Below are 3,326 nucleotides of genomic sequence, written 5' to 3' on the forward strand. Positions count from 1 at the left end.
CACTGCTGGCGTTGAAATTCAAGCGGCCCACGCCGACTTCGAATTTGTTCGGCAAAATCACGGCGCTGATCTGGACCCTGCTGATCTTGTCCTACCTGCTGCCCTCGCCGATCCTGCAAGGGATGTTGCTCGCTCTGGTAATCGCCGTAACCCCGGTCTCGCTGATGTTCTACCTGATGCGGCTGGCGATGGCGCCGCGTGTCGATGCGCCTCACTCGCCCTCGTCGGCGGACGATGGCTCATCAGCGGGCAATTCCTCCGCCCGTAGCTGATTGATCAACTCCCAGATCTTCTCCTTCTGCTGCTCCGACAACTTCAATTTCAGCTTCAACTCGAGCGCCTTGAGCAAATCGCCGACCCGCGGATTAATCTCCTTGGCGCGCAGTTCCTCGACGATTTTAGCCTGAATTTCCTCCAGGACTTCCAGGTCGCTGGGCGGGCGGCGCACCGGTTTACGCTTGCCGCTCATTAACCTCCCCCTGCAATTGCGCCTCCAGCAGCGTCGCGGGCTGCAGTTTGAAGCCGCGATTGCAGAACGGACAAACATTCATCGTGTGCTCCGTGTCGGCGACGAAGACCAGCCCGCACTGTGGACACACGGTAGTGAGAATCGTCATCAGCATCGTCTACCCCATTTCCACAATCAGCAGATCAGCGACGGCGAGTTGGTCGGTCGCCTGCGTTTTGGCCAGGACGAACGACTGCGCTGTCTCCTCTCCTTGCACGATGACACCGATTTCCCCCTTGGCCTGCGCCATCACGCGCGGATTGGTCAGCGTCTCCGGCAGCGGATTACCCTTGCTGTCGATCAAATCGATGTAGCGAATCGTCTGGCTTGAACCGCCGATGGCGAATTTGCCATGGACGATTCGCTTGCTCGCGCCGTCGACCTGACTGCAAATGACCTCCGGCTCGAAATCGGCAATCTGCCCCCATACCGCCACTCCCGGCACCCACCACATGCGCCGACCCAGAAGATAGCTGAGCGTCGGATTCATAGGTGATCTCCTCCCGTGACGCGCACCGGCGAACTGAGCGTCCCCGACGGCGTGCGATACCGAGCCGCGATCCGGTACGCGTCCGCTTCGTAGCGATTCGCCAATTCCTGCCACGAGCGCGCCGCCGTGACGTTGAAATCTTGCCCCGCCTGCAGCGTCGCCACCGCTTTGATGCGGCAGAGAATGCTCACGGCCAGGTACGTCTCGGCGGTGATCAGCGCCTGCGCGGTCGAGCCGTGGTAAGCCGGATCGATAACCGCCAGTATCAGGTCGTCGGCTTCGACGATGACATTGGTGATCTGATCGTCATTCAGCAGCGCTCCGTCAGTCTCGTAGTCAGCGAAGACGGTCTGCCCGTCTTCGATACTGCTGCCGGCGAGGCGGCGAATCGTCCCCTTCTCGTAGTCCACGCTGTAATCGACGCCTTCAACGTGAATGCGATACGCGTAGTACCAGACCGCGACCACGGCATCCGGCACGATCGCGCCCGCTTCGAGCCGCGTGATCTGGCCGAGCCGGTAATCGATATGGTAATCAACATGCTCGGTGAAGATTCGTCCGAGCGAGCTATCGGAGGCGACCACAACGCTGTCCGGAATCAATTGCACGGCACCCAGCGATTGCGGCTGGCTGCGGAGCGCGATCTCAACGAACTGCGGTGCACCCAGCTCCTTCCCTTTCACGATCACCGATCCGGCGCGCAGGTTGCCGTGCAACAACGCGGCCGGGGCGACCCCGGTCAGCGGCAGCGGCACGTCGCGGAAAGCGTCCTGCAACGACGCGGTCTCCTGCAAGTGCTGGCGGACGGTAGCAATGTCGGTGAACGGCATGTTCCCTCCTTTAATTGCTGAAGTGAGCGATTTGGGGCAGCGGCGTAATCTGTGAGCCGACTGGCGGTGTCGTAAACGGCGCGGTTGCGACGATGCGCAGCCAGTACTGGAGCTTCAGTTCCACCAGGTTCTTCTGCCATTCAACCGGGCAGTGAGCCGAGTCGATCCAGAGCCGCACGCGCTGCGATGCCGCATCAAGATTGTAGGCACCGGAGATCGGCGTGAAACTGCGCCAGATCGTGCCGTCGAAGTACTGCCACTCCGTCGTGCCGCCGACACCGGGAGTCGAAAGCGTAATCATCACCTCTGCGAACGGGGCATCAGCGCCGAGATAAATCGCATCGTTGGCCACTTCGAGCAGCCAGCCCGAAGTTGGATGGATCACGTCAGCCGCGGCGGATGAGGCAGCTTCGACGGTCAACGACGCGTACTTCTGCGCAGCGGAATCGTCATATACAAAGACATGATGGAAGCGACGCAATTCGGGCGCCAGATCCTGCTGGGGCGCAAAACCGGCGCCGCTCTTGATGCGGTACTTCGCCTCAATCTGACCACCACCGAGATCGTTGCCGTAGACGACGCAGGGCGTGGCGCCATTGAAGAGTACCAGCGGACCGGTGGCGGGCGAAGACGCGATCTCATACAGGCCGCTCCAGTTCGCGCCGTCGAATTCCATGTACCAGAGTCTGTACAGCGCTTCGAAGGCAACCCCGATCATCGACGCGGGTGCAGCGACGGCGGCCGCGAAACGCTCACCGAGGAATACGCCTTGATACAGCGTTGTTTCATCCTCAAATTGCAGCGCGCCGTCGATCATTCGCCGACAAGCCAGCCGCGTACCGCCATCGGTGTAAAGACAATACACGCTCCCCGACATGTGGACGAGCTGGCTGTACACCGCGACCGATCCGGCCGTCAGAGCGTTGCCGGCATCACTCGGACCGGAGCCCCAGACCGCACCGTCGGAGGTCGAGCGCTTGTGCCGTACCACCTGCTGGCCGGTGCCGGAATCGTAACACGACCATGACACCTGCAGACGGCCGAGTGAATCCTTGACCAGAGACGGGAAGTAGTTGTCCTTGTCGCCATAGATGACGATCTCGGGACCGACGCTCCACTCTCCGGCCCCGAAGGTCAATTTGCGAAAGATCAGGTCAAGCGTCGTTTGCGCGGTGTAGGCCAGGTAGATGCCCCCATCGGGATCGAGCCAGGCACTGGCGGGGAAGTCGGCGGCGGCGTTCGTGATTATCACCGGCGCCGACCAGGAAGCGTAGGGCGGGTCGGCGTAGTTGAACTTGATCGTCGCCGGTCCGGAATTGTAGATGACGACCTTGCGGCCGCTGTACGGACCGGCGACGAGCTGAAATTGGCGGCGCGTGAAGCCGGGACCGGCGGCGTAGTGCGCGGTCGAGGTATCGATCAGGGTCTGCATAATGTCCTTTCGCATTCTCCGCCGCCCGCCCCTCCGCCAGAGGCGGAGGGTTCGAGCGGTGCGGAG

6 protein-coding genes are annotated in these 3,326 nt (G+C 61.5%); 1 reads left to right on the plus strand and 5 read right to left on the minus strand.

The window, feature by feature from the left end; genetic code table 11:
• Window positions 1-272, plus strand: a 272-nt coding sequence (locus IT585_00880) for a hypothetical protein (GenBank protein MCC6961783.1), incomplete at its 5' end; no start/stop codon positions are given.
• Here IT585_00880 and IT585_00885 read toward each other — a convergent pair.
• From IT585_00885 to IT585_00905, 5 genes are read right to left on the minus strand one after another with little or no spacing between them, the layout of a single operon-like run.
• Entirely contained in the window at window positions 212-469 is a 258-nt protein-coding gene (locus IT585_00885) for a hypothetical protein (protein ID MCC6961784.1), read from the minus strand. The two genes, IT585_00880 and IT585_00885, sit on opposite strands and share 61 nt — an antisense overlap.
• Complete coding sequence (locus IT585_00890) at window positions 453-617, minus strand: hypothetical protein (protein ID MCC6961785.1); 165 nt, start codon at window positions 615-617, stop codon at window positions 453-455. The genes IT585_00885 and IT585_00890 overlap by 17 nt, the downstream gene beginning before the upstream one ends.
• A 9-nt stretch (window positions 618-626) precedes the next feature.
• Window positions 627-998 carry a hypothetical protein gene (locus IT585_00895; GenBank protein MCC6961786.1) on the minus strand — a complete coding sequence of 124 codons (372 nt, stop codon included), beginning with the start codon at window positions 996-998 and terminating at the stop codon, window positions 627-629.
• Window positions 995-1,828, minus strand: coding sequence for a hypothetical protein (locus IT585_00900; GenBank protein ID MCC6961787.1), 834 nt, complete (start codon window positions 1,826-1,828; stop codon window positions 995-997). The genes IT585_00895 and IT585_00900 overlap by 4 nt, the downstream gene beginning before the upstream one ends.
• Before the next feature lie 10 nt (window positions 1,829-1,838).
• Entirely contained in the window at window positions 1,839-3,275 is a 1,437-nt protein-coding gene (locus IT585_00905; protein ID MCC6961788.1) for a hypothetical protein, read from the minus strand.
• Between the last annotated feature and the right edge of the window lie 51 nt (window positions 3,276-3,326).

This window comes from Candidatus Zixiibacteriota bacterium (genome assembly GCA_020853795.1).
In the GTDB taxonomy this organism is placed as follows: domain Bacteria; phylum Zixibacteria; class MSB-5A5; order CAIYYT01; family CAIYYT01; genus JADJGC01.